This window comes from Acidovorax sp. NO-1 (assembly GCF_000238595.1).
Classification (GTDB): Bacteria; Pseudomonadota; Gammaproteobacteria; order Burkholderiales; family Burkholderiaceae_C; genus Acidovorax.
Genome location: NZ_AGTS01000036.1, coordinates 94,945 through 120,897 on the forward strand (window position 1 = coordinate 94,945; position 25,953 = coordinate 120,897).

The 25,953-nt window shown below is 66.1% G+C and carries 21 protein-coding genes and 2 pseudogenes; 18 read left to right on the forward strand and 5 right to left on the reverse strand.

From position 1 onward, the window contains the following. Positions 1-38: 38 nt before the first annotated feature. From KYG_RS03605 to KYG_RS03680, 16 genes are all read left to right on the forward strand, one after another. Positions 39-590: a DUF3305 domain-containing protein gene (locus KYG_RS03605; protein ID WP_008903466.1), complete on the forward strand. Its 552-nt coding sequence runs from the start codon at positions 39-41 to the stop codon at positions 588-590. After that, a complete protein-coding gene (locus KYG_RS03610) occupies positions 583-1,344 on the forward strand; it encodes a DUF3306 domain-containing protein (RefSeq protein WP_008903467.1) in 762 nt (253 codons plus the stop codon). Before KYG_RS03605 ends, KYG_RS03610 begins: the two co-directional genes overlap by 8 nt. Beyond that, positions 1,304-3,373 (forward strand): 4Fe-4S binding protein, encoded by a 2,070-nt coding sequence (locus tag KYG_RS03615; RefSeq protein ID WP_008903468.1) that lies wholly within the window; start codon positions 1,304-1,306, stop codon positions 3,371-3,373. Before KYG_RS03610 ends, KYG_RS03615 begins: the two co-directional genes overlap by 41 nt. Further along, complete coding sequence (locus tag KYG_RS03620; RefSeq protein ID WP_008903469.1) at positions 3,370-4,005, forward strand: molecular chaperone; 636 nt, start codon at positions 3,370-3,372, stop codon at positions 4,003-4,005. Before KYG_RS03615 ends, KYG_RS03620 begins: the two co-directional genes overlap by 4 nt. 147 nt (positions 4,006-4,152) lie before the next feature. Further along, positions 4,153-4,362, forward strand: a complete 210-nt coding sequence (locus KYG_RS03625; RefSeq protein WP_034692953.1) for a formate dehydrogenase — start codon at positions 4,153-4,155, stop codon at positions 4,360-4,362. Positions 4,363-4,376: 14 nt separating this feature from the next. Then, complete coding sequence (locus tag KYG_RS03630; protein WP_034692956.1) at positions 4,377-7,346, forward strand: formate dehydrogenase subunit alpha; 2,970 nt, start codon at positions 4,377-4,379, stop codon at positions 7,344-7,346. 10 nt (positions 7,347-7,356) lie between these two features. Continuing rightward, positions 7,357-7,974 (forward strand): formate dehydrogenase FDH3 subunit beta, encoded by a 618-nt coding sequence (gene fdh3B, locus KYG_RS03635; RefSeq protein ID WP_008903472.1) that lies wholly within the window; start codon positions 7,357-7,359, stop codon positions 7,972-7,974. Then, entirely contained in the window at positions 7,971-8,207 is a 237-nt protein-coding gene (locus tag KYG_RS03640) for a hypothetical protein (protein WP_008903473.1), read from the forward strand. Before fdh3B ends, KYG_RS03640 begins: the two co-directional genes overlap by 4 nt. Positions 8,208-8,215: 8 nt before the next feature. Next, positions 8,216-9,445, forward strand: a complete 1,230-nt coding sequence (locus KYG_RS03645; RefSeq protein ID WP_034692959.1) for a formate dehydrogenase subunit gamma — start codon at positions 8,216-8,218, stop codon at positions 9,443-9,445. 11 nt (positions 9,446-9,456) lie between these two features. Further along, the gene (locus KYG_RS03650) at positions 9,457-9,843 is read left to right on the forward strand and encodes a hypothetical protein (RefSeq protein WP_050813787.1); all 387 of its coding nucleotides are present in this window, start codon (positions 9,457-9,459) and stop codon (positions 9,841-9,843) included. 139 nt (positions 9,844-9,982) lie between these two features. Next, entirely contained in the window at positions 9,983-10,969 is a 987-nt protein-coding gene (locus KYG_RS03655) for a formate dehydrogenase accessory sulfurtransferase FdhD (RefSeq protein ID WP_008903476.1), read from the forward strand. A gap of 148 nt (positions 10,970-11,117) precedes the next feature. Then, on the forward strand, positions 11,118-12,761 hold the full coding sequence (locus tag KYG_RS03660) for a C13 family peptidase (RefSeq protein ID WP_008903477.1): 1,644 nt from the start codon (positions 11,118-11,120) through the stop codon (positions 12,759-12,761). A gap of 40 nt (positions 12,762-12,801) precedes the next feature. Then, complete coding sequence (locus tag KYG_RS03665) at positions 12,802-15,321, forward strand: ABC transporter permease (RefSeq protein WP_008903478.1); 2,520 nt, start codon at positions 12,802-12,804, stop codon at positions 15,319-15,321. 73 nt (positions 15,322-15,394) lie between these two features. Then, positions 15,395-15,820, forward strand: coding sequence for a group II truncated hemoglobin (locus tag KYG_RS03670; RefSeq protein ID WP_008903479.1), 426 nt, complete (start codon positions 15,395-15,397; stop codon positions 15,818-15,820). Positions 15,821-16,007: 187 nt separating this feature from the next. Then, the gene (locus tag KYG_RS03675) at positions 16,008-16,601 is read left to right on the forward strand and encodes a LemA family protein (RefSeq protein ID WP_008903480.1); all 594 of its coding nucleotides are present in this window, start codon (positions 16,008-16,010) and stop codon (positions 16,599-16,601) included. Between the two features lie 16 nt (positions 16,602-16,617). After that, positions 16,618-17,709, forward strand: coding sequence for a M48 family metalloprotease (locus KYG_RS03680; RefSeq protein ID WP_008903481.1), 1,092 nt, complete (start codon positions 16,618-16,620; stop codon positions 17,707-17,709). Positions 17,710-17,787: 78 nt separating this feature from the next. On the opposite strand, the gene KYG_RS03685 is transcribed toward KYG_RS03680, so the two are convergent. Both KYG_RS03685 and KYG_RS03690 read right to left on the reverse strand, forming a co-directional pair. After that, positions 17,788-18,645 (reverse strand): universal stress protein, encoded by an 858-nt coding sequence (locus KYG_RS03685; protein WP_008903482.1) that lies wholly within the window; start codon positions 18,643-18,645, stop codon positions 17,788-17,790. Positions 18,646-18,655: 10 nt separating this feature from the next. After that, positions 18,656-20,134, reverse strand: a complete 1,479-nt coding sequence (locus tag KYG_RS03690; protein WP_008903483.1) for a SulP family inorganic anion transporter — start codon at positions 20,132-20,134, stop codon at positions 18,656-18,658. Positions 20,135-20,692: 558 nt separating this feature from the next. Here KYG_RS03690 and KYG_RS03695 point away from each other — a divergent pair. After that, positions 20,693-20,913 (forward strand): annotated as a pseudogene (locus KYG_RS03695) (bifunctional metallophosphatase/5'-nucleotidase); the annotation flags it as partial. Between the two features lie 267 nt (positions 20,914-21,180). After that, positions 21,181-22,953: pseudogene (locus KYG_RS03700) on the forward strand (bifunctional 2',3'-cyclic-nucleotide 2'-phosphodiesterase/3'-nucleotidase); the annotation flags it as partial. Between the two features lie 111 nt (positions 22,954-23,064). On the opposite strand, the gene KYG_RS03705 reads toward KYG_RS03700, so the two are convergent. From KYG_RS03705 to radC, 3 genes are read right to left on the reverse strand one after another with little or no spacing between them, the layout of a single operon-like run. Continuing rightward, the gene (locus KYG_RS03705; RefSeq protein WP_008903486.1) at positions 23,065-23,721 is read right to left on the reverse strand and encodes a Smr/MutS family protein; all 657 of its coding nucleotides are present in this window, start codon (positions 23,719-23,721) and stop codon (positions 23,065-23,067) included. Then, positions 23,718-24,929 carry an esterase-like activity of phytase family protein gene (locus tag KYG_RS03710; protein ID WP_008903487.1) on the reverse strand — a complete coding sequence of 404 codons (1,212 nt, stop codon included), beginning with the start codon at positions 24,927-24,929 and terminating at the stop codon, positions 23,718-23,720. Before KYG_RS03710 ends, KYG_RS03705 begins: the two co-directional genes overlap by 4 nt. Continuing rightward, positions 24,926-25,639: a DNA repair protein RadC gene (radC, locus tag KYG_RS03715; RefSeq protein WP_008903488.1), complete on the reverse strand. Its 714-nt coding sequence runs from the start codon at positions 25,637-25,639 to the stop codon at positions 24,926-24,928. The genes KYG_RS03710 and radC overlap by 4 nt, the downstream gene beginning before the upstream one ends. Between the last annotated feature and the right edge of the window lie 314 nt (positions 25,640-25,953).

Genomic DNA, 25,953 nt, shown 5'->3' on the forward strand with positions numbered 1-25,953 from the left:
TTCCCCGAGGCGGGCCGTCGCGGGTAAAGTCTGTGCCCATGACTGAGCGCCCCTACACCGACGTTGCCGTGATCATGCGGTGCGAGCACATCGACAACCGCTGGCAGCCCTGGCGCTGGTCGCTGGCCGAGGTGGTGGTCCATGAACCCGCCTTCGGCACCGAACCCCGGCCGCTGATCCAGGACGAGCGCGAGCAGCGCTGGCTGTTCCCCGGCTTTCGCGTAGAGCTGTTCCGCGACGATGCCGAGGGCTACCACCTGAACCTCACCTCGCCCGCACCCTGCTGGTTTGTGATGTGGCGCCGTGATGAAGACACGGGCACCGGGGCTATTCCCCTGGCACGCCCCGTGGCGGTAAGCCTGAGCTACCACGACGCGGGCCGGTGGCTGGACGCGCAGGAAACGGTCGAGCAGGTGCCTGCGGCGCCCGAGGTGGTGGAGGCAATGCGCGCCTTTGTAGCCGAGCACTACCAGCCCGAACCCAAGCGCCGTAAGCGTCCCGACAGCTTCCGCACGCTGCAGGACCGGTTTGGCAACCCCGCGTCGGTGTCCACTGAAAAAATCCGGGGTGGAGGGGGAGGCAATGGCTGACGGGTTTTTTGGCCGCTGGTCGCGCCGCAAGCAGGAGGTGCGCGAGGGCAAACCGCTGGAGGAGCCGCCGCCACCCGCGCCGTCCGTGCCCTCGGTGCCTTCAGCCGTTGGTTCGGCACCTCAGCCCGCGTCCGCTGTGGCTGCCGGAGCAGACCCTGGCGCAGCAAAAAGCGCTGCTCCCACCGCCGAAGCCCCGCCGCCGCCCACGCTGGCCGATGCCCAGGCGCTCACGCCCGCGTCAGACTTCAAAGCCTTTGTGGCGCGCGATGTATCGCCCGAAGTGCGCAACCTGGCGATGAAAAAGCTGTTTGCCGATCCGCACTTCAACGTGATGGATGGCCTGGATATCTACGTGGGCGACTACACCCAGCCCGACCCTTTGCCCGACGGCATGCTGCGCAAAATGGCCAGTGCGCATGCGATGGGCTTTTTCGACCATGAAAAGACGGCAGATCCGTTGCCCGCGAACCAGTCTGCCGCAGCATCGACAGAAACGGAACCGGACCCAATAGCCCCAGCGGTTGCTCAGACTCGGGATGATGCCGAGGGTGCAGCGCCGCAGGACGTGGCACAGTCCGGGGTATGCAACGCTATTCCTAGCGACCCCTCCAGCGAGCGTGAGGTGGTCACGCGGCCCGATGAGGGCGCGATGGCCATCCCAGCCAGCCACATTGAAAATGACCACCACGCTCATCTGCGACTGCAACCAGACGATGCCCCTCAACGCCAAGGCGTTGGGCGCGGCGCTGCATGAAGACCTGATCCTCCATTCCACCCTGTGCCGGCGCGACGCGGGGGCATACCAAAAAGCCATTCAGTCGGGCGACGACGTGGTGGTGGCCTGCACGCAGGAGCAGCGCCTGTTTGGCGACCTGGGCCAGCAGACCGAAGGCGCGGTGTCCCCCATACGGTTTGTGAACATCCGCGAAACCGGGGGCTGGAGCCGCGATGCAGCCAAGGCCACGCCCAAGATCGCCGCGCTGCTGGCCGCCGCCCGCCTGCCCGATCCGCCGCCCGTGCCCACGGTCACCTACAAGAGCACGGGCCGCTTGCTCATCATCGGGCCGCTCGACCAGGCCGAACAGGCTGCCGCCCTGGTGTCGGATGTGCTCGACGTCACCCTGTTCACCCAGGGCCCCGGCAATGCCGGCGGTGCGCAGGCACGGCGTTTTCCCGTGCTGGGTGGGCGCATCACGGGCCTTACCGGCTGGCTGGGTGCGTTTGAGCTGCAGTGGAAGGCAGACAACCCCATTGACCTCGACCTGTGCACACGCTGCAATGCCTGCGTGGCAGCCTGCCCCGAGAACGCCATTGGGCTCGATTACCAGATCGACATGGCCGCTTGCCAGTCGCACCGTGCCTGCGTCAAGGTGTGCCAGGTGGCGGGTGCCATCGACTTCACCCGCGACGCCACGGCGCAGACCGAGCGCTTTGACCTGGTGCTCGACCTGCGTTCGCCCACCGCCACGCCCACGTTTTTGCAGCACGCGCTGCCGCAGGGCTACCTGCGCTGGGATGGGCGCGACATGCTTGCGCTGCTCAGGCTGCGCGAGCTGGTGGGCGAGTTCGAAAAGCCCAAGTTTTTTGTCTACAAACAAAAGCTCTGCGCCCACAGCCGCAACGAAACCGTGGGCTGCAACGCCTGCGTGGACATCTGCTCGGCCGAGGCCATTGCCAGCGACAAGAGCCGCCAGCGGATCTTGGTGAACCCCAACCTGTGCGTGGGCTGCGGCGCCTGCACCACCGTGTGCCCCACGGGCGCGCTGACCTATGCCTACCCCAGTGCGACCGAGCAGGGCGCCAAGCTCAAAACCTTGTTGTCCACCTACGCCGCCGCAGGTGGCAAGGATGCCGTGCTGCTGCTGCACAGCCAGGAGCGCGGCCAGGCGCTGGTGGAAGAGCTGGGCCGTGCCGCGCAGCTCAAGCTGGCGCAGGGCGTGCCTGCCAATGTGATCCCCGTGGCGCTGTGGCACACGGTCAGCACCGGTGTGGACCTGTGGCTGAGTGCCATTGCCTACGGCGCTTCGCAAGTAGTGGTGTTGAGCACCGATGAAGAAGCCCCGCAGTACCTCGATGGCCTGCAGTCACAGATGGATGTTGCGCAAGCCATCTTGCGCGGGCTGGGCTACACCGGCACCCACATGCAGCTGCTGCGCGCGGCGCACCCCACCGAGCTGGACGCCGCCTTGCAGGCCCTGGGCCAGACACGCCAGAAGACCCCGGCCGTGGCTGCGCGCTTTGCAGTGGCGCAGGAAAAGCGCAGCACGCTGGAGATGGCGCTCGACCACCTGATCGAGCAGGCGCCGATGCCTCTGGCCGAGCGGCCAGAGGCCATTGCCTTGCCATCTGCGGGTTCACCACTGGGCACCATCGAGGTCAACAAGGACCGCTGCACCCTGTGTCTGAGCTGCGTGAGCGCCTGCCCCGCGAGCGCGCTGCAGGACAACCCGCAGCTGCCGCAGCTGCGCTTCATTGAAAAGAACTGCGTGCAGTGCGGCCTGTGTGCCACCACCTGCCCCGAAAACGCCATCACCCTGCAGCCGCGCCTGCTGCTGAGCCCGGAGCGCGCACAACTGCTTGTGCTCAATGAAGCCAAGCCCTGGGCCTGTGTGCGCTGCAGCAAGCCCTTTGGCACCGTCAAGGCCATCGAGGCCATGCTGGGCAAGCTGTCGGGCCACGCGATGTTCCAGGGCGACGCGCTGGAGCGCCTCAAGATGTGCAGCGACTGCCGTGTGATCGACCTGTATTCCTCCCAAAGCGAAACGAAAGTGACAGACCTGTGAGCGCCCCATCTGCTTCTTTGGTATCCCCTGTTGGCAGCTCCGCACTGGACGAGGAGACCGCGCGTGCCGAGCTCTACGGTGTGCTTTCGCAGCTGTACTACGCCGCGCCCAGCCCAGAACTGATGGCTGCGCTGCGCGTGGCCGTCACCGAGGCTCCGGCAGACGGCGCATTTTTGCAAGAGCCCTGGCAGGTGCTGGTGGGCGCTGCGCGCGCGCACAGCGACGCCGCCATCGCACAGGAATTCGATCGTCTGTTTGGCGGCGTGGGCAAGCCCGAGGTGTACCTGTACGGTTCGCACTACCTGAGTGGCTTTCTGAACGAGAAGCCGCTTGCGCGCCTGCGCGCCGATCTGGACCGTCTGGGGTTGGCGCGCGACGATGCCATGCCGGAAACCGAAGACCACGTGGCGTACCTGTGCGAAGTGATGCGCTACCTCATCGCGGGCGATGACGTAGCTGTCTGCAACCTGACGGCGCAGCGCGACTTTTTTACGACACATCTGCAGCCCTGGATTGCGCGGTTGTGCGACACGCTCGAAGCGCATCCTGAAGCCCGGTTCTACGGGGCTTTGGCGCAATTCACGCGGGCTTTCATGGACGTGGAGTCGCAGGGTTTCGACATGCTGGCCTGACGCCTGCAGTCCGCACAAACCCGTACATCCACGCTATAAAAGATGAGTGAGTTAGTGGGAGGTGTAAAGCTCGATTGCAGGCTTTTACACACTGACATAGACTGTATGAAATCCGTTTCATAGCAGCGAGCCATTCTGGAGACAAGCATGCAGAACCGCCAGCCGAATTCATCACGCCGGAGTTTCTTTTCCGGCGCCGCCACCGTAGGGGCTGCAGCAGCAGCCGTAGTGGCCCTTCCCCATGTAGCGCCTTCAGATGCCGTTGTGTCTGAACCTGCACGCGTTGCGCCCGAAAAAGGCGGTGGCTACCACCTGTCTGCGCACGTGAAGCAGTACTACAAGACCACCCAACTCTGACCGCGGGGCGTGCCATGTTGTTAACCAAGAAATCCTCCCACGCGGTGCAAAACGCATCGTCGTCTGCATCGCCCTTTGTGCACAGCCTGCGTCGCGGCCTGTCGCAAGCTTTGCCCACCATGGACCGGCGCTCCTTCTTGCGCCGCTCCGGCCTGGGCGTTGGTGTCGGTATTGCAGCGTCGCAACTGACGCTGGTTAAAAAATCCAATGCTGCCGAAGGCGCAAAGGTGGCGGTCGGTGACAGCAAGCTCGAAGTGCGCCGCACCATCTGCACCCACTGCTCGGTGGGTTGTGCAGTCGATGCCATCGTGGAAAACGGCGTGTGGGTTCGGCAGGAGCCTGTGTTCGATTCGCCGATCAACCTGGGTGCGCACTGTGCCAAGGGCGCAGCCCTGCGCGAACACGGCCACGGTGAATACCGCCTGCGCTACCCCATGAAGCTCGTCAACGGCAAGTACGAGCGCATCAGCTGGGATACGGCCCTGAACGAGATCACCGCCAAGATGAAAGAGCTGCGCGAGGCCAGCGGTCCCGACAGCGTGTACTTTGTGGGGTCTTCCAAGCACAACAACGAGCAGGCCTACCTGCTGCGCAAGTTTGTGAGCTTCTGGGGCACCAACAACTGCGACCACCAGGCGCGCATCTGCCACTCCACCACGGTGGCCGGCGTTGCCAACACCTGGGGCTACGGCGCCATGACCAATTCGTACAACGACATGCAAAACAGCAAGGTCGCTCTGTACATCGGCTCCAACGCAGCCGAGGCCCATCCGGTGTCCATGCTGCACATGCTGCACGCCAAGGAAACCGGCTGCAAGATGATCGTGGTGGACCCGCGCTTTACCCGCACAGCGGCCAAGGCCGACGAGTATGTGCGCATCCGCTCGGGCACCGACATTCCTTTCCTCTTCGGCCTGCTGTACCACATCTTCAAGAACGGCTGGGAAGACAAGAAGTACATCAACGACCGCGTCTACGGCATGGAGAAGGTGCGCGAGGACGTGCTGGCCAAATGGACCCCCGACAAGGTGGAAGAGGCCTGCGGTGTCAAGGAAGACCAGATGTTCAAGGTCGCCAAGATGCTGCATGACAACAACCCCGGCACCATTGTCTGGTGCATGGGCCAGACCCAGCACACCATCGGCAATGCCATGGTGCGTGCTTCGTGCATCCTGCAGCTGGCGCTGGGCAACGTGGGCAAGACCGGTGGCGGCACCAACATCTTCCGTGGCCACGACAACGTGCAGGGCGCGACCGACGTCGGCCCCAACCCCGACTCGCTGCCCGGCTACTACGGCCTGGCCGAAGGTTCGTGGAAGCACTTCGCCAATGTGTGGGGCGTGGACTTCGAGTGGATCAAAAAGCAGTACGCATCGCCCGCGATGATGACCAAGAGCGGCATCACCGTGTCGCGCTGGATTGACGGTGTGCTGGAGAACAACGAGCTGATCGACCAGGACTCCAACCTGCGCGGCGTGTTCTTCTGGGGGCATGCCCCCAACTCCCAGACCCGTGGTCTGGAGATGAAGCGCGCCATGGACAAGCTCGATCTGCTGGTGGTAGTGGATCCGTACCCCTCGGCCACCGCCGCCATGGCCGCCATGCCTGGCAAGGCCGAGGACCTGAACCCCAACCGCGCGGTGTACCTGCTGCCTGCCGCCACGCAGTTCGAGACCAGCGGTTCCTGCACCGCGTCGAACCGCTCGCTGCAGTGGCGCGAGAAGGTCATCGAGCCGCTGTGGGAAAGCCGCTCCGACCACATGATCATGCACCAGTTCGCCGAGAAGCTGGGCTTTGCGGCCGAGTTGTCCAAGAACTACAAGATGCAGAAGGTCAAGGGCATGGACGAGCCCGTGCCCGAAGACATCCTGCGGGAAATCAACCAGAGCGTCTGGACGATCGGGTACACCGGTCAGAGCCCCGAGCGCCTGAAGGCGCACATGCGCAACATGCATCTGTTCGATGTGAAGACCCTCAAGGCCAAGGGCGGCAAGGACAAGGAAACGGGCTACGACTTTGGCGGCGATTATTTCGGTCTGCCCTGGCCTTGCTACGGCACGCCTGAGCTGAAGCACCCTGGCTCCCCCAACCTTTACGACACCTCCAAGCACGTCATGGATGGCGGCGGCAACTTCCGCGCCAACTTCGGTGTGGAAAAGGATGGCGTCAACCTGCTGGCCGAGGATGGCTCGCATTCGCTGGGCAGTGAAATCACCACGGGCTACCCCGAATTCGATCATGTCCTGCTGAAAAAGCTGGGCTGGTGGGACGACCTGAGCGACGCCGAGAAGGCCAAGGCGGAAGGCAAGAACTGGAAGACCGACCCCACGGGTGCGATCATCCGTGTGGCCATGAAACATGGCTGCCATCCCTTTGGAAACGCCAAGGCACGTGCCGTGGTCTGGAATTTCCCCGATGCCATTCCGCAGCACCGCGAGCCGCTGTATGGCACCCGGCCGGACCTCATGGCCAAGTACCCCACCCACGACGACAAGAAAGCCTTCTGGCGCCTGCCCACGCTGTACAAGACCGTGCAGGAAAAGAACGTGGCCGACAAGGCGCACGAGAAATTCCCGCTCATTCTCAGCTCCGGCCGTCTGGTCGAGTACGAAGGCGGCGGTGAGGAAACCCGCTCCAACCCCTGGCTCGCCGAGTTGCAGCAGGAGTCGTTTGTCGAAATCAACCCCCGCACTGCGGCGGATCGTGGCATTCGCAACGGCGAACGCGTCTGGCTCAGCTCGCCGACCGGCGCGCGCCTGAATGTGCAGGCACTGGTGACGGAGCGCGTGGCGCCCGACACGGTGTGGATGCCGTTCCACTTCTCCGGCCACTGGCAGGGGGTGGACATGCTGGCCCACTATCCGAAGGGGGCGGCACCTGTGGTGCGCGGTGAGGCCGTGAATACCGCTACCACCTATGGCTACGACAGCGTGACCATGATGCAAGAAACCAAAACCACGATCTGCAACGTGGAACGCGCCTAAGGAGACGGCAATGGCACGAATGAAATTTATCTGTGATGCAGAGCGCTGCATCGAATGCAATGGCTGCGTGACGGCCTGCAAGAACGAGCACGAGGTTCCCTGGGGTGTGAACCGTCGCCGCGTCGTGACGCTCAATGACGGGGTGCCCGGCGAAAAGTCCATTTCGGTCGCCTGCATGCACTGCAGTGACGCGCCCTGCATGGCCGTCTGCCCGGTCAACTGCTTCTACCGCACCGAAGAGGGTGTGGTGCTGCATGACAAGGATGTGTGCATTGGCTGCGGTTACTGCAGCTATGCCTGCCCCTTCGGCGCTCCCCAGTTCCCCTCGTCGGGTACTTTCGGTGTGCGCGGCAAGATGGACAAATGCACGTTCTGCGCTGGCGGCCCCGAGACGCACGGCAGCCAGGCAGAATTTGAAAAATACGGCCGCAACCGCCTGGCTGAAGGCAAGCTCCCCGCGTGCGCAGAAATGTGCTCCACCAAAGCCCTCCTGGCCGGTGATGGCGACGTGGTGGCGGACATCTTCCGCAACCGCGTGGTACAGCGTGGCAAGGGCGCCGAAGTGTGGGGCTGGGGTACGGCCTATGGTTCGCAACAGGCGGGTCAGCCTTCAGGAGGCAAGTCATGAAGCGTTCGCATCTGCTCCTCACCACCCTGTTTGCCGCCGCAGCGCTGAGCGCCTGTGGCGAGCACCCCCAGACCGGCGCAGGCATTCGCAGTGATGCGGCGCCCTATGCTGGCACGGGCAGCAACTTCACTGAACCGGGCTGGAAAGCTGGCGACAAGGCCAGCTGGGAAGCGCAACTCAAGACGCGGCTGCAGTACGGTCAGAACGAATATCCCCGCACCACCGCCAAGTGAGGCCCGCCATGAAACATATCGTGTGGTCCCTCGCATTGGCGGCCGGGCTTGCCTGGGCACCCGCCCATGCGCAGGCTCCCGCCGCGCCCGATGGAGCGGCTTCTGTGGCCAATGCGCCTGCTGCTCCCGCCGCGCCAGTAGTCGCAGCCCCGGGTGGCATTCAGAGCCAGAACATTTTTGAGGTCAGGCCGGATGCCAGCGCAGACCCCAAATATGCCGAGCAGACGAATGGCGAACGCGCCAAGGTGCAGCCGGGCAACAACGCGCCCATGTGGCGTCAGGTGGGGCAGGGCGTAACCGGGTACAGCAGCCTGCCCAAAAGCCAGGCGCCAGAGGCCGGCAACCTGATCCAGCCGTTTGTGCAGTATCCCGGCTCCCGCGTGACCAATGCGGGAGAGGCCTGGAGACAGGTGCGCAACAACTGGATCATCCCGTACGGCGCGGCGTTGTTCGCCATCGTGCTGCTGGCATTGGCCATTTTTTACTTTGTGAAGGGGCCGCTGGGACATCAGCATGCCGATGGTGTTGGACCGCGCCGCATCGAACGCTTCACGCCGTTTGAACGCGCCGCGCATTGGTCGAACGCGTTTGCGTTCATTGCACTGGCCATCTCGGGCATCGTCATGGCGTTTGGCAAGTTCTTTCTGTTGCCCATCATGGGGGCCACCCTTTTTGGTTGGCTCACCTACGTGCTCAAGAACGTGCACAACTTCATGGGCCCGCTGTTTGCCGTGTCCCTTCTGGTGATCATCCTGACTTTCGTCAAGGACAACATCGCCAACCGCGCTGATTTCGTGTGGTTGTCCAAGGGTGGTGGCATGCTGGGCGGAGACCACCAGGTTCCTTCGCACCGCTTCAACGCGGGTGAAAAGGGACTTTTCTGGTGGGGCATCACCATCCCGGGCATTTTCGTGGTTGCGTCGGGCCTGGTGCTGGACAAACTCATTCCCGGGTTCGGTGACGTGCGCAGTGACATGCAGATTGCCCACATGATTCACGCTTCTCTGGCAATCTGGATGATGGCGTTGATCTGCGGTCACATCTACATGGGCACCGTAGGCATGCGCGGCGCTTACAAGGCCATGCGGACAGGGTACGTCAGCGAAGGGTGGGCCAAGGAGCACCACGAGCTCTGGTATGACGACGTTCAGGCAGGAAAGATCCCCCGCCAGCGCAGCGCAAGCCCGCAGGCCGCCGACGCCACCACGCCATCTGCGGGTCAACCCGCGCAGGTATGAGGTTTTGCACCATGAATAAATTCTCCCGTTCATCCTTGGTGGCTTTGTGCGCTGCCAGTGTCTGCACCTTCGCCGCAGCCAAGCTGCCAGCCCCGTCGCCCGAAGCCGCTGCCAAGGCGGCTGAGGCGGCGGCGCGGTCCGCCTGGTCTGCAAAGGTTGATGGCTACAAGCTGTGCCTGGCGCAAGACCGCGTGGCGGCCCATTACCGCAAGACAAACTCGTCGGCCAAACCGTCGGCCGCGCCCGCTGCTGCCTGCCCCGATCCCGGTCCGTTCGCGTACACGCCCCCTGCCGCCAAGCCCATAGAAGCAGCGGGCGCCCATTCGCCACCAGGCACCGCCAGCAGCCCCCCAAGCACGCTCACGCCCGCTGCCGCGGCATCGGCGCCCAAGTCCTGACATCGGCGTTTGCCCCCACCATGAAAGCCGCGCCCAGCAAATGGTGCGCGGCTTTTTTCATTGTGCGCAGTACCGCCACGGTATTCCCGCGAAAACCCTCCATACGTTCGCAGGGGATGGCACTGCGTATATTCGCCCCATGGCTTCACCTTCTCCCGCTACACCACCCGTTTTCCCTGCGCTGCCGCGACTGACGCAGGCGCAGGCGCCGCTCACGCACCAGGTGGAGGTTGTCAACGAATTCGGCGAGCGCGAGCACGTGCAGATCCCGGCCGAGCGCCCGCTCACCATCTATGTGGACAAACGCGAGCTTGTCACCCTCATGACGCTGGGCGCCCAGCCAGAGTTGCTGGTGCTGGGCTACCTGCGCAACCAGCGGCTGGTGGAGTCCGTGTTCGACATTGAATCCATCACCGTCGATTGGGAGGTGCACGCCGCCGCCGTGCGCACGCGCCACGGCATTGCCCGCATTGAAGAGCGCACTGCCAGCAAGGTGGTGACCACCGGCTGCGGGCAGGGGAGTGTGTTCGGCGGGCTCATGGATGAGGTGGACCGCATCACCCTCCCCGAGGCGCGTCTGACACAGGGCGAGCTGTACGGCATCGTCAACGCCATCCGCCTCAAGGAGACCACCTACAAGTCCGCGGGCTCCGTGCACGGATGTGCGCTGTTCCAGGGCGAAAAGCTGCTCACCTTCGTGGAAGATGTCGGCCGCCACAACGCCATCGACACCATTGCCGGTTGGATGTGGATGCATACCGATGGCTGCACGCTGGAAAGCGATGCTTCCTCGGCGCACTCCGGCCCCACGCAGCCACTCGACGTTTCAGCGGGCGGCCTGCATTCCCCCATGTCGGGCGCCGATAAGGTGTTCTACACCACAGGCCGACTCACCAGCGAAATGGTCATCAAGTCCGCACAGATGGGCGTACCCATCGTGGTGTCCCGCAGCGGCATGACCCAGATGGGACACGCCGTGGCCCAGCAGCTGGGCCTGTGCGCCATCGGGCGCGCCACCAACCGGCGGTTTGTCTGCTACAGCGGCGCCGACCGCCTGGTGCTGCAGCCGCAATTGGCGCTGCCCCCGGTTGTACCCGTGGCCAAGGGTGGCGCCCCCGCTGACTGAAACGGCGATGCGATCGTAGCGGGGAGAGCAGGCCGGGCCTGAAGATGCTGCACGGCAGCAGGTGACGTTGCAGCCCCCATCTGCACAGGCGCAGACACTGACAGGCGCGCCGACCCACGCCACACCTGCAATGGCATGATCGCTCCCCATGAAAGACCTGAACGCCAAGAGCGACTGGGCCGATACCCTGCCCAGCCAGTGGGGGCCTGAGCCCGCCAAGATCGAAATCCCGCTGGGGGAAGGGCCACCTGTGCCGTCCACCGCCGTGGCTTCCTCCGGGTCTTTGGCCCAGGCACCGGCCAGGCTGTCCCTGTGGGGCTGGATGCGCGAAGGCCTGAGGGCCGCGTTGTTCCTTCGGCCGCGCACCGCCGCCGCGGCGCCTTCCCCCTGGCAGGTGCTGGTGCTGTCGCTGCTGGGCGCTGCTTTGCTGGTGGGGGCGGCCCGGTTCCAGGTGGTGGGCCCTGCCCAGTTCAATCTGCGGGGCTGGCTGGCGCCGATGTGGGCAAGCCTGGTGCTGCTGTGGCTCGGCTGGTGGGCCATGGCTCCGGCGCAGCGTGCTGCCGCAGAGCATTCTTTGCCCGCCGGATCGGGGCCATCGGGAGGGCTGGCGGCGTGGTACGTGCTGTCTGCCTGGGCGCCCCTGGCGCCTTTGTTGCTGCTGTACGCGTTAACGGGCGCGCTAGCCTACAGGCCTGACCTGTGGGCCAGCGATGTGGCGGGCATGGTTTTTTGGGTTGCCTACGGGGTGCTCACACTGTGGGTGCTGGCCACGATGGTGGTGGTGAGTGCGCGCTTCATCCGCTCGCGGGTGCGCACATCGATCTTTTCGGTGGCGATGGCGACTGTGATCGGCGTGGGGATGTGGCTGTTTCAGGACCAGCCCTGGGAGCCGGATCATCAGGGCCTGGCCGCTGCGTCGGCCCCATCGGGCGATGCGGGGCCGGCACCGCAGGAGCCCGCACCGCTTGCGCTCTCGCAGGCGGTCTTTGAAAACCAGCAGGCGCTGTGGGAACGCCAGGTACAGGCGCTGCCCGCGGGCCGCGATGGCATGGTGGAGGTCTATGGGCTTGTGTTTGCCCCCTACGCCAGCGAAAACGTGTTCCGGCGGGAAAGCACCATGGTCAGCACGCTGCTGCAAGAGCGCTTTGACGCCCAGGGCCGCGTGCTCCACCTGCTCAACCATGCCGAAACTGCAGACACGCACGCCTGGGCCACGCCGCAGAACCTGCAGCGTGCCATCACTGCGCTGGCCCAGCGCATGGACCGCGACAGCGATGTGCTGGTGATCTACATGACCTCGCACGGTGCGCGCAACCATGAGTTGGCGGCCTCGCACTGGCCGCTGGAGGTGCCCCCCGTCACGCCCGAAATGCTGCGCGCCATGCTGGACGAGGCGGGCATCCGCCACCGCGTGATTGCCGTGTCGGCCTGTTTCTCGGGCGGCTGGATCGAGCCCCTGGCTACGGACAGCAGCCTCATCATGACCGCCGCCGATGCCACGCACACGTCATACGGCTGCGGCACGCGCTCCGAGCTGACCTTCTTTGGCCGGGCGGTGTTCCACGAACAGCTGCGCCAGACGCATTCGTTCACCGAAGCCTTTGCCAAGGCCGTCCCCGTGATCGCGCAGCGCGAGGTGGAGGCGGGCAAAGAAGACGGCTTCTCCAACCCGCAGATCCATGTGGGCGCGCAGATCGCTCCGGTGCTGCAGGCGCTGGAGCTTCGCTTGCAAGCGGCGCAGGCACAGGGCGGCGCCGCGCCGCAGGTGGCCGCCGCGGACGCAAAGCCCTGAGCGTCGCCAGAGCGTTCCATTTGCGCTAAGGTTCAGCGCCATGAACCTGTCTTTTCTACGCTTGGGCTGGCGCACGCTGGCCCGTGACCTGCGCGCGGGCGAGTTGCGGCTGCTGATCGTGGCCGTGACGCTGGCAGTGGCAGCCCTCACGTCGGTCGGTTTTTTTGCCGACCGCCTGCAAGGTGGCCTGCAGCGCGATGCCTTGCAGCTGCTCGGCGGCGATGCCGTAGTGGCCAGCGACAACCCCACGCCCCCCGCCTTTGTCGAGCAGGCCAAGGCCCTGGGCCTGCAAACCGTGACCACGCTGGGCTTTCCGACCATGGGCCGCGCCAGTGACGCCCAGGGCGGCGCCAGCAAACTGGTGGCGCTCAAGAGCGTGCCCCCGGGCTACCCGCTGCGCGGCAGCCTCAAGGTGGCAGACGCCCCCGGCGCGCTCGACCAGCCCACCCGCGACATCCCGGCGCGCGGCGAGGTGTGGGTGGATGCCCCGCTGCTCGAATCGCTCAACCTGGCCATGGGCGACATGCTGCTGCTGGGCGATGCGCAGCTGCGCATTGCACGCATCATCGTGATCGAGCCCGACCGCGGCGCCGGTTTCATGAGCTTTGCCCCACGGGTGATGGTGAACGAGGCCGACCTGCCCGCCACCGGCCTGGTGCAGCCCGCAAGCCGCCTGACCTACCGCTTCGCCGTCATCGGGCCCGCCGCCGCTGTCAAGGCCTTCAGCGAATGGGCCGAAGCTGAATCGAAAAACCCCGACGTGCACGGCGTGCGGGTGGAGTCGCTCGAAAGCGGCCGCCCGGAAATGCGCCAGACGCTGGACCGCGCGCAGAAATTCCTGAGCCTGGTGGCGCTCTTGGCCGCGCTGCTGTCGGCCGTGGCCGTGGCCCTGGCCGCGCGCGGCTTTGCGGCCGAGCACCTGGATGCCTCGGCCATGCTGAGGGTGCTGGGCCAAAGCCAGCGCACCATCGCGGGCGCGTACACGGCCGAATTTGCGTTGGTGGGCCTGTTTGCCAGCTCATTGGGCGTGGCGCTGGGCTATCTGGTGCACTACGCCTTTGTGCTGCTGCTGGCGGGCCTGGTCGAGTCGGCCCTGCCGCCGCCCAGCCTGTGGCCGGTGGCGTTCGGGCTGGGCATGGGGCTCACGCTGCTGTTTGCCTTTGGCCTGCCGCCCGTGCTGCAGCTGGCCCAGGTGCCGCCGCTGCGCGTCATCCGGCGGGACGTGGGGGGGCTCAAGCCTGCCTCGCTGGCGGTGCTGGGCATCGGGGTGGCGGGCTTTGCCGCCCTGCTGCTGGCCGTGAGCAGCGACATCACCCTCGGCCTGATCGCCGTGGGCGGCTTTGCCGGGGCAGTAGCCCTCTTTGCCGGGCTGTCGTGGGTGGCGGTGAAGCTGCTGCGTAAAAGTGTGAACGAGGCCACCGCGCCCCGCTGGCTGGTGCTGGCCACGCGACAGATATCGGCCCGCCCGGCCTATGCCGTGGTGCAGGTGAGCAGCCTGGCCGTGGGCCTGCTGGCCCTGGTGCTGCTGGTGCTGTTGCGCACCGACCTGGTGGACAGCTGGCGCCAGGCCACCCCGCCCGATGCGCCCAACCGGTTTGTGATCAACGTGATGCCCGACCAGGCCGACGCCTTCCAGCAGACGCTCAAGGACGGTGGCGTGGCCAAGTACGACTGGTACCCCATGATCCGGGGCCGCCTGCTGGCCGTGAACGGCAAGCCCGTGGGCCCGGCCGACTACACCGACGACCGCGCCAAGCGCCTGGTGGACCGTGAGTTCAACCTGTCGAACGCCGTGGAGGCCCCGCCCCACAACCAGGTGGTTGCCGGTGCCTGGAAGCCGGGCGAAGAGGGCGCGATCAGCGTCGAAGAAGGCATTGCCGAAACCCTGGGCCTGAAGATGGGCGACCGCCTGCTGTTCGACATGGGCGGCGTGCAGAACGAGGCACGCATCACCAGCCTGCGCAAGGTGGACTGGGGCTCCATGCGGGCCAACTTCTTCGTGATGTACCCCGTGGCAGAGCTGGAGGGCGTGCCCGTGACCTATCTTGCAGCCTACCGCGCGCCCGACACCAACGGCTTCGACAACGGCCTGGTGCGCCAGTTTCCCAACATCACCAACGTGGACATGGGCGCCACCATTGCCCAGGTGCAGCGCGTGCTGGAGCAGGTGATCCGCGCGGTGGAGTTCCTGTTTGCCTTCACGCTGGCGGCGGGCCTGGTGGTGCTGTTTGCCGCCGTCACGGCCACGCGCGAAGAGCGCGCACGCGAATACGCCATCATGCGCGCCGTGGGCGCGCGCGCCAGCCTGCTGCGGCAGGTGCAGCGCGCCGAGCTGATGGGCGTGGGCCTGCTGGCGGGTTTTCTGGCCAGTGCGGTGGCGGTGGGTGTGGGCTGGGCGCTGGCGCGCTTCGTGTTCGACTTTGCCTGGACCGCCGCACCCTGGGTGCCCCTGGCGGGTGCCGTGGCCGGCGCGGTGCTGGCGCTGGCGGCGGGCTGGTGGGGCCTGCGTGAGGTGCTGCTGCGCCCGGTGGTGGATACACTGCGCCGCGCGTCGGAATAAGCCCGCGCCATTGTTTGATATGAATTTGATAGCTGCCAGCGCTTGATGGACAAGCGCTGGAGCGTGTTTTTATATGAATTCTGAGACTTCCGGCGGCGACGCCGCTGCGCCCCGGGCCATCACGCCGTATGAGTGGATCGGTGGCGAAGACCGCGTGCACGCACTGGTCGAGCGCTTTTACGACCTGATGGACCTGGAGCCCGCCTATGCCGCGTTGCGCGCAGCCCACGGCAGCGATCTGGCAAGCGCCCGGCAAAAGCTCTTCTGGTTCCTGTGCGGCTGGCTGGGCGGCCCCGACCACTACCAAAGCCGCTTCGGCCACCCGCGCCTGCGCATGCGGCACATGCCGTTTTCCATTGGCATCCCCGAACGCGACCAGTGGGTGGCCTGCATGGACCAGGCCATGGGCGAGACGGGCGTGCCCGCCGATCTGCGCGCGCGCCTGGCAGAGAGCTTCATGGGAACAGCCGACTGGATGCGCAACCGCAACACCCCCTGATCTGCCCGCCCGGTGTTGTGCAAAGCTTTGCTATTTTTTATATAGCACGTAGCGCATGCTGGATAAGTGCCGGAGGCATTTTTCACCATAAATTTTCTGGTACACGAATGCAAGGGGTGTGCGCGCAGTTGCCACTAAGATGCGCCCATTCATTCATCCATTCAATTCACAACAGGGGAGGTGGGCTATGTCGGCAACCGCTTGGATCGTTCTGGGCCTGATCGCTGTGCTGCTGGTGTGGGCCATCAGCGTCTACAACCGGCTGGTGCAGCTGCGCAACCGCATTGCCAACGCGTTCGGCCAGATCGACGTGCAGCTCAAGCGCCGCTATGACCTGATCCCCAACCTGGTGGAGGTTGCGCGCGGCTACCTGCAGCACGAAGCCGCCACGCTGGAGGCCGTCATCCAGGCGCGCGGCCAGGCACAGAGCGCGGCCACTGCGGCGCGTGCCACCCCCGGCAGCGCCAACGCGCTGGGGGCCCTGGCGGCAGCCGAAGGCGTACTGGGCGGTGCACTGGGCCGCCTGATGGTGGTGGCCGAGGCCTACCCCGAGCTCAAGGCCGATGCCACCATGCAGTCGCTGTCCGAGGAGCTCACCAGCACCGAAAACCGCCTGGGTTTTGCGCGCCAGGCCTACAACGACCAGGCGCTGGAGTTCAACGACAAGGCCGCGCAGTTCCCCGACCTGATCGTGGCGCGCCTCCTGGGCTTCCCCACCGTGCCCATGCTCGAATCCACGCGCAGCGAGGAAGAGCGCGCGGCGCCGAAGGTCCGCTTCTGACGTCTGGCGCACGGCCATGAAATTCTGGGACCACCAAGAGGACGCGCGCAGCGAAACCCGCCGCCTTCTGCTGGGTTTTGCGATCGCCGTGGCCGTGCTGGTGGCGGCCGTGCACCTGGCGCTGGTGGTGGCGTGGTGGCTGATGACCGTGCTGCTGCCCGTGCAGCTGCCGTTTCCGGCCGGCTTTCTTGCCGCCAACGTGGGGGTATCGCTGATGCTGGTGCTGGGCGGCTGGTGGGTGGAGACCTCCAACCTGCGCGCGGGCGGCGTCAAGCTGGCCCGGCGCGTGGGTGCGCGCGAGCTGCGGCCATCGCTCTCGCACGCCGAACAGCGCCTGTCCAACATCGTGGACGAGCTGTGCATCGCCGCGCACATGCGGCGCCCCGAGGTGATGGTGATGCCCCGCACCGACGCCATCAACGCCTTTGCCGCCGGCTGGGACGAAAGCGATGCCGTGGTGGCCGTCACCCAGGGCGCGCTCGACTACCTGAACCGCGAGGAAATGCAGGGCATGGTGGCGCACGAGCTGAGCCACATCCACGAAGGCGACACGCGCCTGAAGATGCGGCTGGCGGGCATGGTGTTTGGCCTGGAGCTGGTCTACAACTTTGGCGATACCCTGCGCGAGCGGCGCGGTCTGGCCTGGTGGTTTGGCTCGGCCATCATGCTGGCGGGGTTTGCCGGCTGGCTCACCGGCCGCATGCTCAAGGCCGCCGTCTCGCGCCAGCGCGAACACCTGGCCGACGCCCGCGCCGTGCAGTGGACGCGCAGCCGCGACGGCCTGGGCGGCGTGCTGCGCAAGGTGATGGCCCAGCGCCGGAACACGCCGGCCGGGTACGAAGTGCACCGCCACACGGGGCTCAACCACCCCTCGGTGCAGCACATGCTGCTGGTGGATGTAGAGGGCCTGGGCAGCCTGGAGCGCCGCCTGGACTCGCACCCCCCGCTGGAGGAGCGTGTGCGCCGCCTCTACGGCCGCAGCATGCAGCCGCTGAAGGTCGAGCCCGTGGCCGCTACCCCCGAACCCGCCTGGCGCCCCGAAAGCGCGGGCCTGCCTGCGGGTGCGACCATTGCCTCGCTGGTAGACCCGTTCGCGCGGCATATGTAAGGCGTGGAGCCTGTCTGGTCCCCGCCCTGGCGTGGGGTCAACGCTGGCTTTTGAACGCCGTAGGTGCCCACCGAGGGCTCAGCGCAACACCAGCACCGGCGCCTTGCTCACGCGCAGCAAGGTGATGGTGGTGCTGCCCACCACCAGGTGGCGGATGCGTGAATGGCCGAACGCGCCCATCACCAGCAAGGTGGCGCGTTGCGTATCCACAAACGCGGGCAGGGCCTGGGTGGGCTCGCCCTCCAGCAGTGTCGCGTGCACGGCCCACCCGGCCTGTTGCAAAAGCGTCTGCGCGGCCTCCAGCTGGCCCCGCGCTTGCGGGGTGTCGGACGCGCACATCACAAGATGGGCGGGCAAGCCCCGGAGCAAGGGGCTGCGCGCCAGGGTGTCGAGCATCTTGTCCGCCGTGGGGCTGCCGTCGTAGGCCACCACAAAACTTTCTGGCTGCGCAAAGTGCTCGGCGGTGGCCGCCAGCACCGGGCGCTTGACTGCACGGATCACGCGCTCGATATGGTGGTCCAGGTGCAGCTTGCGTGCGCCTTGCACCTGGTAGTGTTCGCCCAGCACAAACAGCCGCGCGTCGGGTTCCAGCTCCAGCACGCTGTCCACCAGCTCCCCGTGGCGCATGAAGCCGTGCACCTGCTGTGCCCCGGCGCTCTTGGCGCGCTCCTCGGCGCGGGCCAGCATCTGGCGGCCGGCCTCTTGCGCCAGTTTGCCGCGCTGGGCATCCAGGTCCGACAACTGTTTGAGCAGCGCCTCCTGCGCGCCCAGGCCAATGGCGCCGCTGAAGTCCGTCACGGCCGTGCTGTCCGGGTCGCGCTCCAGCACATGCAGCAGCGCAAGCGGCGCGCCCAGGCGCTGGGCGGACCACGCGGCCCAGTCAATCACCGCGGCGGTGGTCTTCAGGCCATCAATACAGGCATAGATCGTGTTCATGATTGGCTCCTTAGTGCATCAGTTGTTCGACAGCGCCGGGTTTGTCGTGCATGGAAAAGCGGTCCACCAACGTGGCGCTGGCCTCGTTCATGCCCACCACCTCGACCTCGGTGCCCTCGCGGCGCAGCTTGAGCACGGCTTTGTCCAGCGCGCTCACGGCGGTGATGTCCCAGAAATGCGCGCGGCTCACGTCAATGCGTACCCTGGGCACCACCTCCTTGAAGTCAAACGCGGCGATGAACGCCTCGGACGAGGCAAAAAATACCTGTCCCACCACCTGGTACACGCGGGTGTTGCCGCCGTCTTCGCTCAGGCTGTCCACACGCAGCACACGGCCCACCTTGTGCGCAAAGAAGATGCCCGACAGCAGCACGCCGACGAACACGCCCTTGGCCAGATCGTGCGTGGACACGGTGACCACCACGGTGGCGATCATCACGATGGATGAGCTGGGCGGGTGCTCGCGCAGCTTGCGCACCGAGTCCCAGCTGAACGTGCCGATGCTCACCATGATCATCACCGCCACCAGCGCGGCCATGGGAATCTGGCTGACCCAGGGGCCCAGAAACACCACCATCACCAGCAGCAGCGTGCCCGCCGTCAGGGCCGACAGGCGCCCGCGGCCACCCGACTTCACGTTGATGACCGACTGCCCGATCATCGCGCAGCCCGCCATGCCGCCGATGAACCCTGTGGCAATGTTGGCCACGCCCTGGCCCATGCATTCGCGGTTCTTGTTGCTCGGGGTGTCGGTGAGGTCGTCCACGATCGAGGCGGTCATCATCGATTCCAGCAAACCCACCACCGCCAGCGTGGCGGCGTAGGGGAAGATGATCTTCAGGGTCTCCAGGTTCAGCGGCACATCGGGCAGCAGAAATACGGGCAGGCTGCTGGGCAGCTCGCCCATGTCGCCCACGGTGCGGATATCCAGCCCCATCGCCATGGAGATTCCGGACAGGACCACGATGGTGACCAGCGGTGAAGGGATGGCCTTGGTGATGTACGGAAAGCCGTAAATGATGGCCAGCCCCGCCGCCGTCATGGCATACACCACCCAGCTCACGTTGGTGAGCTCCGGCAACTGCGCCATGAAGATCAGGATGGCCAGTGCATTGACGAAGCCCGTGATCACGGACCGCGACACAAAGCGCATGAGCACGCCGAGTTTGAATACCCCCGCCAGGACCTGCAGCACCCCGGTGAGCACGGTGGCCGCCAGCAGGTACTGCAGGCCATGCTCCTTGACCAGCGTGACCATCACCAGCGCCATGGCGCCCGTGGCGGCCGAGATCATGCCGGGGCGGCCGCCCGCAAAGGCAATGATCACGCAGATGCTGAACGAAGCGTAGAGCCCGACCTTGGGGTCCACCCCCGCAATGATGGAAAAGGCGATGGCCTCAGGGATGAGTGCCAAGGCAACGACGATACCGGCCAGCAGATCGCCCCGGATGTTGGAAAACCAGGTGTTTTTGAGAGAAGAAAAGTTCATAGGCATGGGCAACGCAGCCAGCGGTGCGCCGGCGCGTTGCGTGTTCAGGGTGCGAGAGGAAAGTGCACTGCCAGCGCGGTGGCCTCTGATGGCTGCCGGTGCGTGGTGTGCGTGCGTGGTGCTGGCGGCAGGCGCCGCGCGGCCGTGTCAGGGCGGCGTCACAGAGCAGAAATAGCCCAGCGGCAAATCACGGCGGGGCGTGAAAACCGTGGCGGTTGAGCAGGGTTGAATTGGCTTGTGCACCGGGCGATTGTAGTTCGGTCGCCTTGAGGGGCGCTGTGCTGCAGGCGGGGTGACCCTTGAGGACGCCGCTCTGGCAGCCCGGTGGCGGTCCGGCACAAAGGTGCGCTGTGGCCTTCCTGCAGTTTCGGTGGCGACGAGCGTCCTGTTTGCCCGTCGCCCTGGCCCCAAGGAGTCAGCGAAGCAGCGTCACAACCCTGTCAAAGCCCCGCCAGACACTCGGTGCCTTGTTTCATCCAGGGACTCTTCATGTCTGGGCACACTCCAACTCGTTCCATTTTCTCTCCACCCCTGTCGCGCCGCGTTGCCGCGCTGGGCATGGTGGCGCTGGCGGCTTCGCTGGCTGCCTGCGGTGGCAGCGACGACAGCAACAACCATGCGGGCGCCACAGCCACGCTGGCGGTGCTGGAGACCACCGACCTGCACTTCAACGTGCGCAGCTACGACTACTTCAAGCTGGCCGAGGACAAGAGCTATGGCTTTGAGCGCACGGCCACGCTGGTGCGTGCCGCGCGCAAGGAGTTTGCCAACACGCTGTAGGGCCTGTTCGCCCTATTTTTGCCAGTGCGAAGGCCGCCCCCGCCCCGCCAATCTAGGCGCGGGACGACGCCAAGGCCGGAGCCTTGGCTAGGAACGTAACGACGAGTGGCGGGGCGGAGGCAGCCTTCCCTTCGGGTTGCGGTGCCCAAGGGCCATCCGCGGCGTTGCCAAGCCTCGCTGGGGCCGCACCCCAGCTTCGTTTGGCGCCTTGCGCCTGGCCCTTGGGCATCGCAACGCAGCTGGCAAAAATAGGGTGAACAGGCCCTATGGACAACGGCGACACCATCCAGGGCACGGCGCTGGCCGACTACGAAGCCACCATCAGCCCCATCCCCTGCACGCAGCAGCTGTCGATGTACAAGGCCATGGGTGCGCTGGGCTTTGACGCCGGCACGCTGGGCAACCACGAGTTCAATTACGGCTTGCCCTTTCTGAACCAGGTGCTGGGCGGCGGGCTGGACGTGGACGGCGTCGATGCCACCAAGAAATGCGCTGGCGCGGGCTTTCCGGTGGTGCTGGCCAACGTGGTCAGCAACAAGAGCAGGAAGCCGCTGGTGCAGCCCTACACGCTGCTGGAGCGCACCCTGGTGGCCAAGAGCGCTGACGGTAAAGAGGTGAAGCTGCCCATCAAGATCGGTGTGATCGGCTTCACCACGCCGGGCATCATGAACTGGGACAAGCGCTACCTGGAGGGCAAGGTCACCACCGAAGGCGCGGTGGAAGCCGCTACCAAGTACGTGCCCGAGCTGCGTGCCAAGGGCGCCGATATCGTGGTGGCGCTGCTGCACGGCGGGCTCGATGGCGCAGCCTACTCGGCCAGCATGGAGAACCCGGGCCTGCACCTGTCGAAGGTGGCGGGCATTGACGCGATGGTGATGGGGCACCAGCACGGCGTGTTCCCCGACACGGCGGCCACGCCCAGCTTCAACCTGCCCGGCGTGGACCACAAGGCGGGCACCGTGAATGGCGTGCCCGCAGTCATGGCCAGCTCATGGGGCAAGTCGCTGGGCGTGGTGCAGCTGGCGCTGCAGTGGGATGGCGCCAAGTGGGTGGTCAACAAGTCCGCCAGCAAGAGTGAGTTGCGCAACACACAGAGCAAGAACGCTGCGGGCGCCACGGTGACCGTGGATGCCGACCCGGCCATCGCCCCGCTGATCGAGACCCAGCACCAGGCGGCCATCCAGTACGTGAAGACGCCCATCGGCCAGACCGACTTCCGCATGAGCACGCTGTTTGCCGACGTGGGCGACCCGGGTGCAATCCAGATCGTGAACCAGGCGCAGCAGGCCTATGTGGCGGCCTATATCAAGGCCAGCCTGCCGCAGTATGCGCAGCTGCCCGTGCTGTCGGTGAGCGCGCCGTTCAAGAGCGGCTTTCAGGGCGGGGCCGACTACACCGACGTGGCTGTGGGCCCGCTGGCCATCAACAACGCGGCCGACCTGTACCTGTACCCCAACACCGTGTATGCGGTGAAGGTGAACGGCGCGGACATCAGGAACTGGCTTGAAGCCGCTGCCAAGCGCTTCAACCAGATCGACCCGGCCAAGACCACCGAGCAGCCACTCGTCAGCACCTTCCCCGGCTACAACTTCGACATGTTCACCACGGCGGACATGCAGTATGAGATCGACGTGACCCAGCCGGTGGGTAGCCGCATCAAGAACCTGACCTACCTGGGCAAGCCCATCGACGTGGCGCAGGAGTTCGTGATCGCCACCAACAACTACCGCGCTACCAGCGGCAAGAGCTTCATCGACAAGCTCGACGGCTCGGGCACCATCTGGGCCTCGCCCGACGCCAACCGCGACGTGGTGATCGACTACATCCGCAAGAACCCCGCCGTGACCCGCACTGCCAACGGCGCGGCCAAAAGCTGGCGCTTTGCCAAGGCGACAACGGCCGGCCCGGTGGTGTTCAGCTCGGGTGCCAATGCGCTGAGCGTGGCGCAGGCGGCAGGCCTGACCAACGTGTCGCTGCTGGCGGCCGATGATGGCTTTGGCAAGGGTATGTCCAAGTACGCGATCGACCTGTCCAAATAGCCATGGGGCTATTGGCGCGGGCTGTGGAACTGTCCGCGTCTGTTCTGACCCAATTGCTATAAAAAATATAGCTGTAAGCGCTTTATGGAAAAGCGCTGCAGCCGTTTTTGGTTAGAATTTTTTGTGCAGCACCGGCTGCAGCAGCACCACCAGCGCGCCAGACCCGCCGTCCATGGGCCGGGCCTGCACAAAGGCCAGCACTTCGCTCTTTTGCACCAGCCAGCGCTGCACGCGGCTTTTGAGCACGGGGCTTTTGCCGGGCGAGCCCAGGCCCTTGCCGTGCACCACGCGCACGCAGCGCATGCCCGTGCGGTGGGCCAGGCGGATGAATTCACCCAGTGCTTCGCGTGCCTCGTCCACGCGCAGGCCGTGCAGGTCCAGCTGGCGCTGAATGCTCCAGTGCCCGGCGCGCAGGCGGCGCGTGATCTCCACGCCGATGCCCGGGCGGCGAAAGCTCAGCTGGTCGTCCGTGTCGAGCAGGGTGCTCACGTCAAAGTCGTCGCTGATGGATTCGCGCAGCACGCGTTCCTCGTCCAGCCAGTGCTGCAGCGGCAGGGGCTCGGGGGGCTCGGGCAGGGGCCAATGCCGGTCGTGGTGCTGTCCGCCAAGGGCCTGCACGGGCCCCACGGCGTCACGGAACAGGTTGCGCTCGGCGCGCTCGCGGCGCTCGGCCTCCAGCGCCTGCTGGCGCAGCCGCGCCTCGTGTGCAGCCCGCTCGGCCAGCGCCTGGCGCAGCGGGGCGAGGTCCTGGAGCGATCGGGCTTTCACGGGGCAAGGTACTCCGCCACGATGAACTGGGTGATCTGCGCGGGGTTGAAGTTGTCGTCGCTCACAAAGACCAGCACCCGGCGCGGGCCGCCCGGGCCTGGCAAAGGCGCGCCCCAGGCCATGCCCTCGATGTTGTCCAGGCGCTGAAGCCCCAGGTGGGCAAAGTCTGCCACCAGCATTTTGGGCACCGGCGTGTGGTTGCCGGGGGCAAGCGCCTCAATGTCCAGCGTGTCGCTGGCCGCCTCCGCGCCCGCGCCTTGTACGGCAATGCGGTACAGGCGGATCGAATTGCCCACGCCCAGGGTGTAGCTGCGCTCGAGCACCAGCAGGTGGTCGGGCCCGTCGGCCAGTATCTCGCTCACACCGTTGGTGGTGTAGCCGCCGGGCAGGGGGCTTTTGTGCGGCACGGCATCGGGCTGGTAGGCCAGCTGGCGCAGCACACGGCCGCTGGCCACGTCGATGGCGGTGATGCGCACGGGCGCGCCACCGCTTGCGGGTGTGGCGCGGGGGCCGTCTTGCAGCCAGGGGCCTTCCATGGCCAGCCAGGCGGTCTGGCCGTCGGGCGTGAGGGCCAGGCCTTCCAGCGTGTCGTTGTCGCGGGGGCCCCGCCGCTCGCCCGGCCGGGGCTGGAACGCCGCGGGCAGCGCGTATGCACGCAGCTGCGCACCATCGGTGGCCCGGCTGGTGCGCAATGCAGGGCCAAAGCCGCGCGCGAAGTCGCCTTCGCTCGTCCACAGGAAGTCTGCGCCCCCGGGCAGCCAGCGCACGGCTTCCGGGTCGGGCACCTCGATGCCATCGGGCGCGCGGCGGCGTGGAGCGTAGGGCTGGCCGCGGGCGTTCAGCAAGGCCACGGCGCCGGTGAATTCGGGCATGGCCAGCGCGCTGGCCGTGTAACGGATGCGCGCGGTGTAAAAGCGCGCAGCATCCATGTTGGAGCGGTCGTCCGACAGCAGGATGTAGCGGTCCCCGGCCGCGTCGTAGTCGATGCCCGAGAGGCCACCCACCGTGGTGCCGCCCACGCTCAGCCCCTGCGCCAACGTGGCCTCGCCAATCAGGCGAAGGCAGGGGCAGGCAGCCGGGGCCGCGGATACCTGCGGGGCAACGGGTTGCGCCGCGCTCTGGGCGGGAGGCGGAGGTGCGTGGGACCCGCAGGCCTGCAGCAGCGCGCTGACCGCCAGCAGGGCAATGGCAAGGCGGCCCGGCTTCACAGCAGTCCCTTCTCGGCCATCGACAGCGCCTGGCCTGGCGCCACGATCACGTGGTCGAGCACGCGCACATCCACCAGCGCCAGCGTGGTCTTGAGGGTCTGGGTCAGCGCCTCGTCGGCGCGGCTGGGCGTCACGCTCCCGCTGGGGTGGTTGTGCGCCAGCACCACAGCCGCCGCCTGGTGGTGCAGGGCGCGCAGCACCACCTCGCGCGGGTACACACTGGTCTGCGTGAGCGTGCCGCGAAACAGCTCCTCCAGCGCCAGCAGGCGGTTCTGGCTGTCGAGGAACAGCACCGCAAACACCTCGTGCCCCTTGGCCGCCAGGTGCAGTTGCAGATAGTGCTTGACGGCATCGGGCGAGTCGAACACCTCGCGTTCGCGCAGCTGCTGGGCCAGGGCGCGGCGGGCCAGCTCCAGCACCGCCACCAGTTCGGCGCGCTTGGCGGGGCCCAGGCCCTTGATGCGCTCCAGGTCGGCCGCGCTGGTGTGCAACAGCCCCGCAATGCCGCCAAAGCCGCCGGTGAGGGCGCCGGTGGTGGGGTCGATGCCGGGCGGGTCGAGCAGCTCCTGCGCCATCTGCAGCACCCCCTTGCCCACGATGCCGGTGCGCAGCAGGATGGCCAGCAGCTCGGCATCGGCCAGTGCGGCGGGGCCGCGTGCCAGCAGTTTTTCGCGGGGCTGGGCGTCGGCGGGCAGGTCTTTGATGGCCATGGAAGAGGAGGTGGGACGCGCCAGGAGCGGTGGCTGCGGTAGGGGTTTGCCCGGTTTTCTACAATTGGGGCAGTTTAGAGCGTGTTTTGCACTTTTACGTACCCACGTTGGGTCCAAAGGTCAGTGATCGCAAGGCGCGGACTGCCGCCAAGGCCGGGGCCTTGGCAAGGGCTGCAACGCCGCGAGTGCTGGCCTTTGGGCCCAACCCTCTGGGAAAGCCGGGAAAAGGCCCGGCCACGTTGTTGCAAACCGCTTGCGGTATGGATACCGCGGCGCGTTTTGCGCCTAGTGGCCGGGCCTTTTCCCGGCTTTCG

What these genes read in the sequence shown, in the direction of transcription:
- KYG_RS03605 (WP_008903466.1), top strand. Translation starts at nt 39, where the DNA reads ATGACTGAGCGCCCCTACACCGACGTTGCCGTGATCATGCGGTGCGAG.
- KYG_RS03665 (WP_008903478.1), top strand. Translation starts at nt 12,802, where the DNA reads ATGAACCTGTCTTTTCTACGCTTGGGCTGGCGCACGCTGGCCCGTGAC.
- KYG_RS03690 (WP_008903483.1), bottom strand. Translation starts at nt 20,134, where the DNA reads ATGAACTTTTCTTCTCTCAAAAACACCTGGTTTTCCAACATCCGGGGC.
- KYG_RS03630 (WP_034692956.1), top strand. Translation starts at nt 4,377, where the DNA reads ATGTTGTTAACCAAGAAATCCTCCCACGCGGTGCAAAACGCATCGTCG.
- KYG_RS03670 (WP_008903479.1), top strand. Translation starts at nt 15,395, where the DNA reads ATGAATTCTGAGACTTCCGGCGGCGACGCCGCTGCGCCCCGGGCCATC.
- KYG_RS03685 (WP_008903482.1), bottom strand. Translation starts at nt 18,645, where the DNA reads ATGAACACGATCTATGCCTGTATTGATGGCCTGAAGACCACCGCCGCG.
- KYG_RS03655 (WP_008903476.1), top strand. Translation starts at nt 9,983, where the DNA reads ATGGCTTCACCTTCTCCCGCTACACCACCCGTTTTCCCTGCGCTGCCG.
- KYG_RS03640 (WP_008903473.1), top strand. Translation starts at nt 7,971, where the DNA reads ATGAAGCGTTCGCATCTGCTCCTCACCACCCTGTTTGCCGCCGCAGCG.
- KYG_RS03650 (WP_050813787.1), top strand. Translation starts at nt 9,457, where the DNA reads ATGAATAAATTCTCCCGTTCATCCTTGGTGGCTTTGTGCGCTGCCAGT.
- KYG_RS03675 (WP_008903480.1), top strand. Translation starts at nt 16,008, where the DNA reads ATGTCGGCAACCGCTTGGATCGTTCTGGGCCTGATCGCTGTGCTGCTG.
- fdh3B (WP_008903472.1), top strand. Translation starts at nt 7,357, where the DNA reads ATGGCACGAATGAAATTTATCTGTGATGCAGAGCGCTGCATCGAATGC.
- radC (WP_008903488.1), bottom strand. Translation starts at nt 25,639, where the DNA reads ATGGCCATCAAAGACCTGCCCGCCGACGCCCAGCCCCGCGAAAAACTG.
- KYG_RS03610 (WP_008903467.1), top strand. Translation starts at nt 583, where the DNA reads ATGGCTGACGGGTTTTTTGGCCGCTGGTCGCGCCGCAAGCAGGAGGTG.
- KYG_RS03615 (WP_008903468.1), top strand. Translation starts at nt 1,304, where the DNA reads ATGCCCCTCAACGCCAAGGCGTTGGGCGCGGCGCTGCATGAAGACCTG.
- KYG_RS03625 (WP_034692953.1), top strand. Translation starts at nt 4,153, where the DNA reads ATGCAGAACCGCCAGCCGAATTCATCACGCCGGAGTTTCTTTTCCGGC.
- KYG_RS03660 (WP_008903477.1), top strand. Translation starts at nt 11,118, where the DNA reads ATGAAAGACCTGAACGCCAAGAGCGACTGGGCCGATACCCTGCCCAGC.
- KYG_RS03680 (WP_008903481.1), top strand. Translation starts at nt 16,618, where the DNA reads ATGAAATTCTGGGACCACCAAGAGGACGCGCGCAGCGAAACCCGCCGC.
- KYG_RS03645 (WP_034692959.1), top strand. Translation starts at nt 8,216, where the DNA reads ATGAAACATATCGTGTGGTCCCTCGCATTGGCGGCCGGGCTTGCCTGG.